This is a genomic window from Buchnera aphidicola (Myzocallis carpini), from assembly GCF_964059025.1.
GTDB lineage: Bacteria > Pseudomonadota > Gammaproteobacteria > Enterobacterales > Enterobacteriaceae > Buchnera_L > Buchnera_L aphidicola_AK.
The window spans coordinates 329,504-345,550 of record NZ_OZ060376.1 but is presented as its reverse complement, the minus strand read 5'-3'; the positions used below and the strand labels follow the sequence as shown (position 1 = coordinate 345,550).

Genomic DNA, 16,047 nt, shown 5'->3' with positions numbered 1-16,047 from the left:
TATTTAATGAATTAATTTATATAAATTATTTATGAAAGATTTTTTTGGTAGTATAAAAAATATACCATTATTTTTACAATTTTTTTCTATAGATCGTATAAATATATAAAATATTCCTCCAAAATGATTATTAAAAGAATAATTTGAAACTTTTATTTTTAAATATTTGTGTAATGCTAAAGAATAGATTTGATATTGTAAATCGTATTGATTATTAATTATTTCATTTTGAATATTTTCTTTATTATAACATTGGTTATTTTCTCCTAACCAATTTGATTTATAATCAATTAAATAATATTTTTTTTCCCATAGTACGACTAAATCAATAGAGCCATTTAACATTCCTTGAATATTTGTAATGTTAATATTTTTATAGTTATAATCATGTTTTTTAAAAAATTCTTTTAATTTTATTTTTGTGATTTTTTTTTTTATTGGAAGAGAAAATTGAAATTCTTTTATACTATTATTGTTATTCATATTCATTAATTTCATATTGCTATTTTTTTTTAATGGCATGGATAAAATATTTTCTACCCATACTTTGATAATTGGTATCCATTTTTCCGAAATTTGAATTTTTTTGATACAATCAGATAAGAATTTTTGGTTGATTTTTTTATGAAAGTTTATTTTTTGTAATATTTTGTGTAGGAATGCTCCATATATTTTACCTTTTGGAAAATTGTGTATATTAATAATATTATTATATTTTTTTAATTTGTGTATTTTATTATTTACTTCTTCTTTATTTTTATTCAGAAATTTTTGTAAATTTGAAAAACTTGTGTTATATTGTATTGTGATTTTTTTTGTTTTTTGTATACTATATGTATTTTTTTTTTGAATAGTGATATTTTTTTTGTAGTTTTTTTCTTTTTCAATTGTATCATTGATTTTAATAATTTTTTTTTTTTTTATTTTTTCTATTTCTTTATTGAAGTTAAAGCAGTTCATTTGTATACCATTCTGTATGATATATCCTAAAGCAAAATGGTGGATATTAGTGCAACTGTTTGTATTTTCATTAGGTAATGTAGTGATACCTATACTACAATGTACAATAGCTCTTGTACATGCTACATAAAGTAATCGAATTTCTTCTGATAAATTATATGAATAAGACAATGTATTTTTTTTTTTTATATATTTCTTTTCAGAAATACCAAAAGGAATCCATACTACTGGAAATTCTAATCCTTTAGATTTATGAATAGAAAGAATTTTTATATTTGTATTATTATTTTTTGTTAATATTAATTTTTTGTTTTTTTCTTCGTAAATTTTCTTTTTAAACCATGTTATTAATTCTTTTGCATCACGACATTCTTCATTTTTTTCTTGTAGTTTTTCTCCAATACATATTATGTAATCAAAATTAGTATAATAATTATTTTGATGATTTTGTATAGCAATATGTTGAATTAAATTAAATATTCCATGTTTTTTCCAAATGATATCATATTGATTAAATTTTTTTATAATTCTAGATAATGTTTTAGTATCATGATTAATATTAAAAATATCATTAATACTTATTGAGAGGATATTGGTAAAACAAGCTTTTTTCAATAAATTAATATTTTTGATGTCAAGAAGAGATTCTAGTATCCATAATAATTCGTAAGATTCTTGACTATGATAAATATTTTTATTATTTGATAAATATTCAGAAGTAATATTTAAATTATTTAGTTTTTTTTGTATAATTTGCGCTTCTAATTTATTTTGTACTAAAATAGCGATATCTTTTTTTTGTAATATTTTTTTTTTGTTTTTATAAAAAAAAACTGCTTTTTTTATATCTATATTTTTTAACCAATATGAAATATTTTGTGCACATTGTTCCGAAATCCATTCTTGAAATTCTTGTATATTTTTTTTTTTTTTATTATATAAAATATGAAATCCTGAGTAATCTTTTTCATTAATATTTAAAAAAATATTTTTATTATTTTTTGGGGTAATAGTTGGTAAAAAATTTATTTTTTTTGTAAAAAAGGGATATTGTATTTTGCTAAATAAATAATTCACACCATCATTAATATTTTTAGCAGATCTCCAATTAGTATTCAGAGAATAATGGTTTTTGATTTTTTTTTTAATATTGAAGTAATTTGAAATATATGATTTTCTAAAGCTATATATTGATTGTTTAGGATCTCCAATAAGTACTATTGGGTGTTGAGATTTAATATATATTTCGTAAAATACTTTTAGTTGGTAAGTATCAATGTCTTGAAATTCATCAATAAAAGCTACTGGAAAATGATTACGTATCGTTTCAGAATATTGATATTTTTTAATATATTGATATATTTTTTTGGATATCTCATAAAAGTTAATAATAGATTTTTTTTTTTTTATTTTTTGAATTATAATATGAATTTTTTGTATAGCATGATGGATGAATTGTTCTTTAATATTCAAGAATACATAAAATATTTCTTCAATTTTTGAAAAAATTTGAACATTGTATTTTTTGTTTTTTATATTTAAAACTTTTTTTTGAAAATATTTTAATTCTTTTGGAAGGTGATATTTTTCAATATCTTTTTTGATATTTGCCCATAAGGATATTTTATTGATCCAATTTAATAAATTTCTTTTGTGATATATTCGTTTGTTTACGGAAGAATTTGTAATAATTTGAAGAATATCATTTTTTTTTAATAGCCAATTTTTTTTTACTACTTTTAATTTTTGGTAAAATATTTCACAATTTTGATAAATTTTTTCGATAGAATAATTTTGATATATTTTTTTTTTATTGATGTTGTTATGGAACGTTTTTATGATCTTTAATAATTTTTGAGGATTTTTAAAAAAAAAATATATTATATATGTAATTTTAATTGGTGTAAAATAATAGTATTTTTTCCAATATTGTATTGTTGCTTCTAAAAATATTATTTTTTCTTCATTAATAATTTTTTTTTTGTTTATTAAATTAAATTTAAAAGTATTGCATGTTGTAATTTTTTGAAAAAATTTATCTATTGTATATATTGCACAATGATTGATATTTTCAATAGCATTTTTTAATATAGTGTATGATTTGTTAAAATCATTAATGTAGTTAAATAATATTTTTAATACAGATGTTTTTTTTATTTTTTTATTAATACATGATTCTTGTAAAGTAAGAATATATTGTTTGATTTTATTTAATAAATTTTCTTGTGCTAGTTTGGTAAATGTTACTACTAAAATTTTGTTAATAGGATATTTTTTTGTATTGATACCTAATAATATTCTTAAATATAATAATGATGTTGTAAATGTTTTTCCTGTTCCAGCAGATGCTTCTATTAAACATATTTTATTAATTGGAGTATTAATAATATTAATCGGTTGAGAAATATTTTTATTCATGTTATTTATCATGTAATATATTATATTTTAAGAAAATTATAATGTTTTTATTTTTTGCTTTTTTATGATAGGTATAATCCATTTTGCAGCATTTTTTTTAATTATGTTAATATTACTTTTATTAAGTATAGGTATTAATTTCTTTATATAAATATTTTTTTTTTCTCCAATATTATTCTTACCATGCCATGTATCAAATAATTTTTTTTCTGATATTATTTTTTTTTTTTTATTTTTAGAAAAAGTATTTTTTTTTTTATCATATATACTATATATCCATTGTATTCCTGAATTAGTGAGGATAATTGGATTTTGTAATCCCTGTACATATCCTTTAAGATAATGACCTAAATATATGGAAGCAATTTTTTTCTTTATTGGATAAAATATTGATATTTTGTTTGGAATACTGAAGATGATACTTTTTTTTTCTCCTCCAATGATACAGTATATTAAATGTTTAATCCATAATTCCATAATATCTTGAAATTGTAATATATTTTTTGGACATATTAATATGTTTTGGTGGTTGTGTAGTTCGATTTTTCCATACATGATATATTTTTGTATAGGTATATGAAATTCTTTTGTAATATGATTGTTGTGAAAGTGTGGTATTTTTTTTAATAATTGTTGTATTTTTTTTTTTTGTTGTTCCCAAAATATTATATCAAAATTTTTATTTGGTAGTATTCCTGTATTTTTATAAAATAAAAATAATTGATCAATATTTTTATGTTCTTTATAATCTTGAATTATCTGTTTATTAATTAGTATTTGGTTGATTTTACTTATCGAAAATGGTGCATATTTTTTTGTTTTTGAATATATTTCATCAGAATGAAATTTTATTTTGAGTTGTTTATTAAAAAAGTAAAAAATGGGATTTTTCCAAAATAATAAAAATTTTTGAAAATTAATTTTTTGAGAATTATTAGGGATATTTTTAATTAAAAAAGATTTTTTGTAATTTTTTTTTTGTATTGTAAAATTATTAAAATTTCTTAAATTTCTATTTGTATTCAAAAAATGTTTAAGAAGTTCTTTTTTATTCATGATATGATTATATTTTAAAATAGTAAAATTATTTAAAATATAACTTATTAATTCATCAACGATATATGAATGATTTAATTTAATATTATTATTTTTATGTGAATATTGATGATAACTGATATAAATATTTTTTTGTGCTGCATTAATAATATGTAAAAAATTGTAACGATTTTGATATTTAATATTTTGATCATTTTTTCTTGGATATATATTTATTAAATTGAATTCCTGAAACGTATTATTGACGTCATTTTCTTCTTCATTAATACCTAATAGGTATATTATTTTAAATGGAAGAGTAGTAATAGATTTGATATTGCAAAATGATAATTTTCCAATAATGCTTTTTTGTTCTGTATGTTTTTTTTTAATGTGGGAATATAATTGGTTATATATAATACTTATATTAATTCTTGTTGTATATTTTATATTTATCCCTGCTTCAATAATAGAAGACCATACGTTTATAAGATGATTACATTCTTTTTTATTGTCTTGATTTAAAGTTATGAAATCTTTGATAATGTTTTTTAATACTTTAATCCAGTTTTTTAATTTTTTGGGATATAAGAGTATTTTTTTCCATTTTTTTATTTTTTGAATAAAAATAATAAATTTATTTACTAAATTAGTAGATGAATTTTCGAGAGATTGATATGGTACGATATTATTCCATATTTGATTTTTTTTTATAAATGTACAACCTAATAATATTCTATTAATACCAAATGTCCAGGTATTATTGATTTTATTTTTATCATTTTTATTTTTATTGTTTTGATCAGTGTCATTCCAGATAATATTAACTTCTTTTGTCCATGTTTTTAAAAGATCAATTTCTTTTTTATTGATATAAAATTTTTCACTGATATTGTTATTTTCTAAAATGAAGAATATATCTTGATATTCTAAATTATTTTTCGGCAAATTAAATATTATGTCTATTGTACTTAATATACTATATATATTTTTTTTTTCTTTGATACATATCACATATGGAATATTTTCTTTTTGTAGCGGTGATTGAAATACTGTATGAATAATAGGAATGTAGGTATTTAAATTATGTGTTGCTACGACAATATCATGTATTAAAATTTTGGAATTATTTTTTAATATATTACAAATATTTTGATATAAAATCTGAATTTCATGTAATATTGTTTTACATACATTGATAGCAATAGATTTATCTAGTGGATTTAATATAATTTTTTTTTTTAAATAGATGTTTTTTTTTTGCATTCTATTTTTGATATGATTAAGAATGCTATTTTTGGGTATTTTGTTTTTTATATTTTTTATGTATATATTATGATATTTAGTAAATAATAATAAGCATTTAAATCCTATATGTCCCCATTGATATAAAAGTGGATGGTGTATAAAATATTTTTTTTTGTTATTAAAGAATTTTTTATAGTAGATTTTTTTATTTATTTCATATTTTTTTTTTTTATTATACACTTTTGAAATAATAAAATAGTTATTAGGAATTACAGTAAGTAGGTTGATATCAATGAATTTACTAAAGATTTTTAATATTTGTAATTGAGATTCTTGCATTGTAAAATTATTAAAGATAAAAATTTTTTTTGGAAGATTATGTTTTTGTTTATAAAAAGATTTAATATTTTGAGAAAATATATTTAATATTTTTTTATTGTTCCATAGAAAACATTTTTTTTTTATAAAAAAATTATTACATAATTTCCAAAGTTTAATTTGCCAGTTATGTTTTTGAAATAATGTTTCATGGACTATATTATGTTCCCAATTGTTTGTCCACGTTGTTCTATATATTGAATATTGATAAAATAATTGTGATAAGTATTTCGAAAATTCATATTTTTTAAATAAACTATCTTTATTTTGAATAAAAGGAATAATATTTTTTTTTTCTATAATTTTCATTATTTTCCATTGTAAATGATATAAACAATCATCATGTTGATAAAATTTACGAAATATTATTTTATTTAATATTTTGGAAAGAAAATTATTAAATTTTATAAAAAGAATATTTGCTGAAATTCCCATATAATTTGCAATTTCATTATTAATCCAATTTTTTATTTGTACGTTTTCTACAATAAAGATTTCTTTTTGGATTGTATTGGCAGTATTACTATGGTATATTTTTTTGCATACTGTATGTATTAAAGTATTTAAATTACTTGATTGATATATTTTTATCATGGTTATTAAAAATATTTTGTAATCATATTTATAAATTTATGATTCTTTATTATTGAGATATACATCTAATTTTGGATGTGAAATATTTATATTATGTTCATCTAGAACAATTTTAAATTTAATCATTAAATCCCAGTATACTGCATTTAAAATATTAGTATTACTCCAACAACGTGCAATAAAGTTTATAGAATATGGTTCAAATTTATTAATTCCCACCAATATATCTTTATTTTTTAATACTCTTGGTTCATTATACATGGTATCTTTTAAGATTTTTTCTACTAAACGAACATCAACATCATATGAAACATGAATACTAAATTCATTTCTTCTACATGGAGCTCGAGAATAGTTAATAATTTGATTTGAAGTAATATGATTATTTGGAACAACAATAATTTTTCCATCTAATGTTTTTAAAGTAGTGTAAAATACATGTATTTTTAATACAGTACCTGCAACACTTTTAAGAACTACATATTCTCCAATTCTAATAGGACTAAAAACTATTAATAGAACTCCAGCTGCAAAATTAGATAAAGAACCTTGTAGTGCTAATCCAATTGCCATTCCAGCAGCACCTAATATAGCAATTACAGAGGTTGTTTGTACTCCTAATCTACCTAAAGCAGCAATCATTGTGATTGTAATAATAACGTATTTTAGTACTGTTGTTAAAAAATCAGATACGGTAGTATCTATTTTTCTCGTAAATAATATTTTATTAAAAATTTTAGATAAAAAATTAGAGGTAAAAATTCCAAATATTGTTATAGTAATAGCTGAGATGGAATTAATAATATATTTTAATAATATTTGCTGATGACATATTATCCAATTTCCTACATAATTAATATTATTAACTACGTTGAATTCTTGCATTTGTATTCTCCTTATTTTATAAAATTTTACCATAGATGATGAGAATTAAAAGTTTTAAATATTTGTTCCATTGCAACAGATACAGAATTTTTTGCTGATTGTATCCAAGATCTTGGATCATAATATTTTTTATTTGGTTGATCGATACCTTTTGGATTTCCTATTTGTTTTTGTAAGTATTCCTGATTGTTTTTGTAGTATTTTAATATACCTTCCCAATATTTCCATTGTATATCTGTATCAACATTAATTTTAACAACACCATAATTAATAGATTGTTGAATTTCAGATATAGAAGATCCAGAACCACCATGAAAAACAAAATTAATTGGATTGATAGATAATAATTTATGTTTATTTTGTATATATTTTTGCGTTTTTTGTAATATTTTTGGTTTTAAATGAATATTTCCAGGTCTATAAACTCCATGTACATTACCAAAAGATGCAGCAATCATAAAATTAGAGCTAATTTTTTTTAGCTTTTCGTATGCGTAATTTACATCTTTTGGTGTTGTGTATAGTGTATGGGAATGAAGACTATTACTAATTCCATCTTCTTCTCCTCCCGTGCATCCTAATTCTATTTCTAAAATCATGTTAATTTTTTTCATTTTTTTTAAATAATTACTACAAATTTTAATATTTTCTTTAATATTTTCTTGAGATAAATCAATCATATGGGACGAAAAGATTGGTTTTCCTATTTTTTGAAAATTTTTTTCACTGATTTCTAGTAAATGATCGATCCAAGGTAATATTTTTTTATGGCAATGGTCTGTATGTAGTATGATAGGAATTTTGTAGTATTTTGCAATTGTGTGTACATGTTGTGCGGCAGATATTGCACCTAATATTGATTTTTTAGTTTCAGAAAGATTTTTGGTATCGTTTCCACAAATAAATGCAGAACCTCCATATGATAATTGTATAATAATAGGAGATTTGAATTTTTCTGCAGTTGCTAATACTATATTTATAATGTCAATATTTGAACAATTAATTGCTGGTATTGCAAAATTTTTTTTTTTTGCAATTTTAAAAAGAGTGTTAATATCTTCTCCGAAAATCACTCCAGTTTTTATACAATCTAAAATGTTAGACATATATTTTTCCTAATTAATATTTATATATATATTTTATAATATATTTATTTTTTTAAATATTTTTTTTTACATAATTCTAACATTTGGATTGCAGGTAGTATTTTACCTTCAATAAATTTTAAAAATGCTCCTCCACCGGTAGAAATATAAGATATTTTATTTTTTATCTGTAATTTTTCAATAACAGATAATGTTTCTCCTCCTCCGGCAATAGAATATGCATTGCTTTTAGAAATTTGTTTTGCTAATTCGATGGTTCCTAAACTAAAATTTGGAAATTCAAAGACTCCTACTGGTCCATTCCAAAGAATAGTTTTTGATTTTTTAAGAATTTTTGTAATATTTTGAATACTATGGTTTCCTATATCCATAATTTCTTCATTTTTGTTTATTTCACTTGGTTTTTTTAATATCGCTTGTTCTGATTTTGAAAAATTTTTTCCTACTTTAGAATCGACTGGTATTAATATGTTGTATTTTTTTTTTATTTTTTTTGCTAATTCAATAAATTTTGGTTCATATAATGAATTTCCAATATTATTTTCAATAGCTAAAAAGGTATTTGCAATTCCTCCGCCTACAATTACAGTATCTGCAATTATAGATAATGATTCCAATAATTTAAATTTTGTAGATATTTTAGAACCTCCAACAATTGCTGTCATAGGTCTTTTGGGATTTTGTAGTGCTTTTTCTAGTGCTTGTAATTCCGAAATTAATAATAATCCAGCACATGCTATTTTAGAAAAAAAACCAACTCCAAAAGTAGAAGCTTCTTTTCTATGTGCACTACCAAACGCATCCATGACGAAAATGTCACATATTTTTGCATATTTCTTAGATAAAGAAATATCGTTATTTTTTTCACCTATGTTAAATCTAACATTTTCTACGAGGATTAATTCTCCTGCATTAATATCAATAGAATCAATATCTTTGGTATAATATATATTATATTGGTAAAGTATATTTTTTAAATATTTTACAATAGGGAATAAAGAAAAATGTTCTTGATATATTCCTTCTTTTGGTCTTCCTAAGTGTGACATCAATATTACTTTAGCATTATTTTGTAGCGCAAAAAGAATTGTTGGAATACTTGCTTGAATTCTGGTATCTGATATAATTTTATTATCTTCAATTATAACATTAAAATCTACACGAATTAATACTTTTTTATCATGAAGATCTAATTCAGTAATATGCAAAATATTATTAATTTTATTTATGTTTTGATTTTTCATATTAAAACACTTATTATGTTATTTAAAATATTAATGTATGATTGAAATATTAAATATACTATGTTAAAATAGTATATTTTTATTAAGTATATATTATGATATAATCTTTTTATATTAAAATATATTTAAATTTTTTGATAGATTAATATATTTTTATTTTTTATAAAATCATCTTCATTAATATCAATTATGATTCTTTATTATAATATTAATGAGATACATTTAACATGATATTTTTATATTTTACACCATGTTGTTACTCCATCTAAGAACATTTGTGTAGATAACATAATTAGTATTAATCCCATTAATCTCTCTAATGCACTTACTCCTCTTGGTCCTATACATTTTAGGAATACTCCTGATAATAATAATATAATTACAGTGGTACTCCAGGCAATGAATAATGATATTGATAATGACAATATTTGATGAGAATATTGGTGTGATAATAACATTAATGTTGCTAATAATGAAGGACCAGCTACTAAAGGTATAGCTAATGGTACTAAAAATGGCTCTGTCATATCATCTTTTTTATTACTTTTATTATTTTCAGGAAAAATCATTTTTATTGCTATTAAAAATAATATAATTCCTCCTGCAACGGAGACTGTTTCAGCTTTTAAAGCTAATATAGATAATGTTTTTTCTCCTGCTAGTAGGAAAAATATCATGATTATTAATGCAATAACCATTTCTCTGATAAGTACTATAATACGTCTTTTAGGAGATAAATGTTTTAGAATAGACATCACAATAGGTAAATTTCCTAAAGGGTCCATAATTAATATTAGTAGAATAGTTGTAGAAAGCATTCCTTTCATATTGTTTCCTATAGAAGATTTTATGAATATATTGTTATAATTATCTAGTATATTTATATTATATAAACATATATTATATTTTATAATTTATATATTTTATATATTTTAAATTTCATTAAATATTTTATAATGTTATAATATTTTTATGTGTTAAAATATTTTGATATAATTAATATTATTTAAATATTATGATATATTTTAAATATAATAAAAATTTTTATAATTTATAGAGTATAATTATATGAAAAATACTGTTGGTTTTATTGGTTGGAGAGGTATTGTTGGTTCTGTATTATTACAAAGGATGATTGAAGAAAGAAATTTTAGTAAGATAAATGCAGTTTTTTTTTCAACATCGCAAATTGGTACAGTATGTCCTAATATTTCTGATGTTTGTACACACAATTTACGAGATGCTTATAATTTAAAAGAATTACAAAAAATGGATATTATTGTATCTTGTCAAGGTACAGAATATACAAATACTGTATATTATAAATTACGAAATACTGGTTGGTTAGGTTATTGGATTGATGCATCATCTTCATTAAGAATGAATGATGATGCTATCATTGTTTTAGATCCTATTAATTATAAATATATTGAGCAGTCTATTCAAAATGGCACTAAAACGTTTGTTGGCGGTAATTGTACTGTTAGCTTAATGTTAATGGCACTGGGTGGATTATTTTGTAATAACATGGTTGAATATATTACATTTTCTACTTATCAAGCAGCTTCCGGTGCAGGATCTAAACACATGATAGAGCTGTTACAGCAAATGGGGTATTTATATAATTCTGTATATCATGATTTAAAGAATTCTAAAATTTCTATATTAGATATTGAAAAGAGAATTTCTAATATTTCTAAAAATTCTGAATTTCCTAAACAACAATTTTTAGCACCACTAGCGGGTAATATTTTACCTTGGATTGATTCTTTAATGCCTAATATGCAAACAAAAGAAGAATGGAAAGTACAATCAGAAGCAAATAAAATATTAAATTGTAATTCTATAATTCCCATGGACGGTACATGTGTTAGAGTGAGTACATTTCGTTGTCATAGTCAATCTTTTATTATTAAATTGAAAAAACATCTTTCTTATTTTAATATTGTAGATTGTATTCAACAGCATAATTCTTGGGTTAATATTATTCCTAATGATTTTGATTCAACAATTAATTTATTAACACCAAATGCTATTACTGGTACATTAAATATTGCAGTTGGTAGAATTCGAAAACTATTAAGTATAGGACAAAAATTTTTATCTGTATTTACTGTTGGAGATCAATTATTATGGGGAGCTGCAGAGCCCATTCGTAGAATGTTAATGATTTTAAATAAAAAATAATTTTTATATTTTTTGAATTAAAAATTTATATGGTACATTTTTGATATTTATATTAATTAATTTATAATTCATAAATTTGCAAAATCTTGGTATATCCCATTTCGTAGCAATATCATTCGTTAAAACGAGTATTTCGTTTTTTTTATTAATTGATTTTATTTTTTTTTTTAACATAAGAATAGTATCTGGACATCTAAAATGTATTAAATTTAATATTGTAATCATCATATAATAATATTATAATAACCTGTTCTTTTAATATTATAATTATATTTTTAATAATTGTATTATTATGTTATATATTATGTATGAAAATATGATTTGTATTGATAATATTTTTAGTTATTTAAATTTATTCATGATATATTTTAGATTTAAAAAATAAATACTATGATTTTTAAATATTCCCAGTGAAAAAAAATATTATTTTTTTTAATATTAATCTCTATATGATAGAGTATTTTAATAATTTTATATAATTTTGAATAATTAATATTTTTGAGAATGTTTGTTAAAGTGATATTATCATATTTTATAATACATTGTTTTTCTAATTGATTAAAATAATTATTATAAATATTATTTTCTTTTTTGTGAATTAAATATATTAAATTGATTTTTAAATATTGTATAATATGTGATATATTATATTTATTTTTTTGAAAAAAATGTAATATTCTTAAAGATCTACCGGTATCTTTTAAAAATAACGAATCAATCCAATTTTTTATATTGAACATGACACTATCTTCAATTATATTTTTTACACATTGTAATGTAATTTTTTTATTATGGATATTAATGATATTTAATATTTTTAATATATTATATAACTTTAATAAGTTACATGCATAATTGTGTAACAAAAGATTAATTGATTGTAGTGTTAAATGTAAATGAAATTTTTTCATTTTTTTGATAATCCAATTTCTAGTTTCTCTGTTTGATAAAAAATGACAATTTATAATAACAATATTATATTTTTGAAGTTTTTGTTTTATATAATCAATATTATTTTTATAATTTAAATTTGTAAATTGGATGATAAGTATAATATTTTTATCATTATATTGATATGTTTTATATAACATATCTAAAATATGATGTTCTATATAATCTTCTTTAATATAGATTAATAAAATTTTTTTATAAGAAAAGAGATTTTCTTGTTGGTATTCAAAATATATTTTTTGATAATCTATAATAGAATTTATCTCTATTTTAATGAAAATATCATATTTTTTTTTTTTATAAAAAAATAATATTTTTTTTTCTATATTTTTAGCGAGTAGAAAATCTTCTTTAATAATTAAATAAAAATAATATTTATTATATAATAGCATTAATTCAATTTTATGATTTACTATTTTTAAATTATGCATATATTATATAACTAAATTAATTAATTTATTTTTTATATATATGATATTTTTAATATTATTTTTTTTTAAAAAATTGGATATTTTTGATGTATTATATAAATATTCTATAATTTTTGTTTTTGTAGTATTTTTTTGTATAAGCATAATTTCTTTTTTTTTCCCATTAATTTGTACTATTAAAGGTATATTTTCTTCATTAATAAGATTTACATTATATTTTGGCCAGTTTTCAATATCAATATTATGATTGTGATTAATTTTTTTCCATAAATAAAAACTGATATGTGGTGTAAATGGGTATAAGATTTTAATTATTGTATTTAAAATATATTTTATAAATTTTTTTTCGTGGTTTTGTATAAGAAAAATTTTTTGAATATAATTTGTAAATTTAATAATTTCAGAAATTGCAGTATTAAATGATTTTCTATTTTCTATATCGTGTGATACTTTGATAACGGTTTTATTTAAAATATTATTTATTTCTTTTACTTGAGAAATATTGTTTTTTTTTATTTTTTCATGAACATTATGTATATAATCATATACTAATTTCCAAATTTTTTGTAAAAATCTATACATCCCTTTGACTCCAGATTCATTCCATTCTATATCTGCAGTGATGGGTGCAGAAAACATCATAAATAATCTAATAGTATCCGCGCTATATTTTTCAATCATTTCTTCAGGATCGATACCGTTATTTTTTGATTTTGACATTTTCATCATACCAGCATGGATAATTTTTTCTTTTTTTTTGGAACAAATATTTTTAATATTGCCATTTTTATTTTTTGTGATTTTAATTTTTTTACTGGAAATCCATTTTTTTTCTCCTTTTTGATTAATATAATAAAAAGCATCAGAAAGTACCATTCCTTGACATAATAAATTAACAACTGGTTCGCGATTTTTTACAAGATTTAAATCGTACAGGATTTTATGAAAAAATCTAAAATAAATTAGATGCATAGTAGCATGTTCAATACCACCAATATATTGATCTACAGGAAGCCAGTAGTTTACTAATTTTTTATCTAACATCCCAGTAAAACTTGGACAAGTATATCTAATGTAGTACCATGATGATTCTATAAAAGTATCAAAAGTTTCTGTTTCTCTTCTTGCAGGTATTTTATTAATATATACATGTGACCATTTTTTATATATTTTCCCGATTTTTTGAAATTCGTGATTAGTATTAATTTTTGGTGATATCAATGGTAATTGATTATTTGGAATAGTCATCATTTTATTGTTAATGTATATAATCGGTATTGGCGTTCCCCAATATCTTTGTCGTGATATTCCCCAGTCTTTTAATAAAAAATTATTTTTTTTTTTTATTTTTTTTTCTATATTTAAATATTTAAAAATTGTTTCATCCATATTTTCTTTTTTGATATTATGAAATATTTGGAATTGATGTAGTGTATTAACTTTTTTGATAGTAATATTGTATTTTTTTGAAAAATAAAAATCATACATGTTGTGGTTTGGTAGGGATCCGCGAGTATCTGTTTTATATTCTAATTCTGTATAATTTGTAATCCAGATAGGAATTTTTTTTTTTGTAATTGGATGAATTGCGTATTTTGAAATTTTTTTGCCTAGATACTTAAATGTAGAATAATGAATATTATTATTTTGGGTATTATAAGTATTATTGATCAACTCTTTGAGTTCTTTTTTTTGAAGTTCTACTTTTGATAAAGGATGCAATGGAGATATGGCAATAAATTGTATATCTATTAATAAATGTAATTTTGTAATATAGATTGTAATTTTTTGATTTGTATTCAAAATATCAAAAATTATTTCAAAGCCTTTAGATAAACCAATCCAATTTTTTTGCATTGTTTTTACTTTTTTAGGCCATTGATTTAATGTTTTTAAATCATTCAATAGTCTTTCTGAATACTTGGTAATTTTCAGAAACCATTGTGATTGTAGTTTTGTAATAATTTTTGATTGACATCTCCAACATTGATTATTTATCACTTGTTCATTTGCTAGAACTGTTTTATCTTTTGGACACCAGTTCACTATTGATTTTTTTTTATATACTAATTTTTTATAATATAATTTATTAAATAACCACTGTTCCCATTTATAGTAATTTGGTTCACAAGTTGTAATTTCTCGATCCCAATCGTAGCTCAAACCCAATTTTTGTAGCTGTTTTTTCATATATTGAATGTTTTGGTATGTCCATTGCATAGGTACTATATTATTTTTGATGGCTGCTGTTTCTGCTGGTAGTCCAAAAGCATCCCATCCAATTGGGTGTAAAACATTTTTACCTTGCATTCTGTGGTATCTAGCCAGAACATCACCAATAGTATAATTTCTAACATGTCCCATATGTAGTTTTCCAGATGGGTATGGTAACATAGATAAACAATAATATTTTTTTTTTTTTTTGTTTTCATAAACTTTAAAAGTTTTTTGAGTATCCCAGTATTTCTGGATATTTTTTTCAATTGTTTTTGGGGAATATATTTTTTCCATATTTTGTATTATAATTTCAATTTATTTATTATTAAATATATTAAAAATAAAGTTATTTTTTCAAATATTAGATAGATGTATAAAAAGGATAAAAAATCT

General features: G+C 20.7%; 10 protein-coding genes. 1 reads left to right on the top strand and 9 read right to left on the bottom strand.

Going from position 1 to position 16,047, the window contains the following annotated elements; translation table 11 throughout:
* Window positions 1-3: 3 nt before the first annotated feature.
* The 6 genes from recB to AB4W53_RS01530 form a co-directional block, all read right to left on the bottom strand.
* Window positions 4-3,378: an exodeoxyribonuclease V subunit beta gene (gene recB, locus AB4W53_RS01555; RefSeq protein ID WP_367671708.1), complete on the bottom strand. Its 3,375-nt coding sequence runs from the start codon at window positions 3,376-3,378 to the stop codon at window positions 4-6.
* A 36-nt stretch (window positions 3,379-3,414) separates the two neighbouring features.
* Complete coding sequence (locus AB4W53_RS01550; RefSeq protein ID WP_367671706.1) at window positions 3,415-6,633, bottom strand: exodeoxyribonuclease V subunit gamma; 3,219 nt, start codon at window positions 6,631-6,633, stop codon at window positions 3,415-3,417.
* A 36-nt stretch (window positions 6,634-6,669) separates the two neighbouring features.
* Complete coding sequence (gene mscS, locus AB4W53_RS01545; protein ID WP_367671705.1) at window positions 6,670-7,518, bottom strand: small-conductance mechanosensitive channel MscS; 849 nt, start codon at window positions 7,516-7,518, stop codon at window positions 6,670-6,672.
* 26 nt (window positions 7,519-7,544) lie between these two features.
* A complete protein-coding gene (gene fbaA, locus AB4W53_RS01540) occupies window positions 7,545-8,624 on the bottom strand; it encodes a class II fructose-bisphosphate aldolase (protein WP_367671704.1) in 1,080 nt (359 codons plus the stop codon).
* Window positions 8,625-8,668: 44 nt separating this feature from the next.
* Window positions 8,669-9,868: a phosphoglycerate kinase gene (locus tag AB4W53_RS01535; protein ID WP_367671703.1), complete on the bottom strand. Its 1,200-nt coding sequence runs from the start codon at window positions 9,866-9,868 to the stop codon at window positions 8,669-8,671.
* A 236-nt stretch (window positions 9,869-10,104) separates the two neighbouring features.
* A complete protein-coding gene (locus tag AB4W53_RS01530) occupies window positions 10,105-10,695 on the bottom strand; it encodes a YhgN family NAAT transporter (protein WP_367671701.1) in 591 nt (196 codons plus the stop codon).
* A 241-nt stretch (window positions 10,696-10,936) separates the two neighbouring features.
* On the opposite strand from AB4W53_RS01530, the gene asd reads away from it, so the two are divergent.
* Entirely contained in the window at window positions 10,937-12,055 is a 1,119-nt protein-coding gene (asd, locus tag AB4W53_RS01525; protein ID WP_367671699.1) for an aspartate-semialdehyde dehydrogenase, read from the top strand.
* A 3-nt stretch (window positions 12,056-12,058) separates the two neighbouring features.
* On the opposite strand, the gene AB4W53_RS01520 is transcribed toward asd, so the two are convergent.
* The 3 genes from AB4W53_RS01520 to leuS all read right to left on the bottom strand — a co-directional run bounded on the left by AB4W53_RS01520 (window position 12,059) and on the right by leuS (window position 15,948).
* Entirely contained in the window at window positions 12,059-12,280 is a 222-nt protein-coding gene (locus tag AB4W53_RS01520; RefSeq protein WP_367671697.1) for a sulfurtransferase TusA family protein, read from the bottom strand.
* A gap of 149 nt (window positions 12,281-12,429) precedes the next feature.
* A complete protein-coding gene (locus tag AB4W53_RS01515) occupies window positions 12,430-13,437 on the bottom strand; it encodes a hypothetical protein (protein WP_367671695.1) in 1,008 nt (335 codons plus the stop codon).
* A gap of 3 nt (window positions 13,438-13,440) precedes the next feature.
* Window positions 13,441-15,948, bottom strand: coding sequence for a leucine--tRNA ligase (leuS, locus tag AB4W53_RS01510; RefSeq protein WP_367671693.1), 2,508 nt, complete (start codon window positions 15,946-15,948; stop codon window positions 13,441-13,443).
* Window positions 15,949-16,047 lie beyond the last annotated feature (99 nt).